Annotated in this window: 1 protein-coding gene; it reads left to right on the top strand. The window is 62.8% G+C overall.

Annotated elements, in window-relative coordinates:
• Nucleotides 1–72 precede the first annotated feature (72 nt).
• A complete protein-coding gene (locus A9995_RS15715) occupies nucleotides 73–1,152 on the top strand; it encodes an IS630 family transposase (RefSeq protein ID WP_067614755.1) in 1,080 nt (359 codons plus the stop codon).

Consider the following 1,152-nt stretch of genomic DNA (forward strand, 5'->3'; position numbering starts at 1 on the left):
TAGTGGATAGAACCTGACGGTTGAGTCTCATGGGGGATTCCCCTGGATGGCTTGGCATGCGAGTCTGCGGGCATGCGATCTGGTATATCTATTGAAGTTTCGCCCTCGGATCACCGCCGCCTGAAGGTGTTGGTCCGCGACCGCAACACGCCCCAGAAGCACGTCTGGCGAGCCGAGATCGTGCTGCTCAGCGCCGCTGGTGGCGGCACAGTCGAGATCATGCGACGGACGGGTAAATCGAAGACCTGCGTCTGGCGGTGGCAGGAGCGCTTCGCCGCCGAAGGTGTCGACGGCCTGTTGCGCGACAAGACCCGGCCCTCGCGCATTCCTCCGCTTGCACCGGAAGTGGCCGAGCGCGTCGTCGCGCTGACCCTGACCGACCCGCCCGTCGAGGCGACCCACTGGACCGCGGCGATGATGGCACGCCAGATCGGCATCAGCGTCAGCTCGGTCCAGCGTATCTGGCGCGCCCACGGCCTGCGGCCGCACCGCGTGCGGCAGTTCAAGCTGTCGAACGATCCGCTGTTCGTCGAGAAGCTGCGTGACGTGGTTGGCCTCTACGTCGATCCGCCCGCCCACGCGATCGTCCTGTCGTTCGATGAGAAGAGCCAGATCCAGGCGCTCGACCGCACCCAGCCAGGTTTGCCGCTGAAGAAGGGCAGGCTCGGCACCATGACCCACGACTATAAGCGCAACGGCACAACCACGCTGTTCGCTGCCCTGAACGTGCTCGATGGCACGGTGATCGGCCGCAACATGCAGCGCCACCGCCATCAGGTATTCATTCGCTTCCTAAACACGATCGAGCGCCAGGTTCCCCCAGGCAAAAGCGTGCATGTGATCCTCGACAACTATGCCGCTCACAAGCACCCAAAGGTCCGCCAATGGCTCGATCGCCATGAGCGCTTCACCTTCCACTTCACCCCCACCTCATGCTCGTGGCTAAACGCCGTCGAGGGCTTCTTCGCCAAGCTCACCAGGCGCCGCCTGAAGCGCGGCACATTCCACTCGCTCGTCGATCTCCAGGCCGCCATCAATCGCTTCGTGGTCGAACAAAACGCTGACCCCAAACCCTTCACCTGGACCGCAGACCCGGACAAAATCATCGCCGCCGTCAAACGAGGGCATCAAGTGTTAGATTCTAACCACTAG

Origin of the sequence: Erythrobacter sp. QSSC1-22B (genome assembly GCF_001678665.1) — a bacterium.
GTDB lineage: Bacteria > Pseudomonadota > Alphaproteobacteria > Sphingomonadales > Sphingomonadaceae > Qipengyuania.

Excerpts from the sequence above, each read along its gene's own strand:
- A9995_RS15715 (WP_067614755.1), top strand. The coding sequence starts at position 73 with ATGCGATCTGGTATATCTATTGAAGTTTCGCCCTCGGATCACCGCCGC.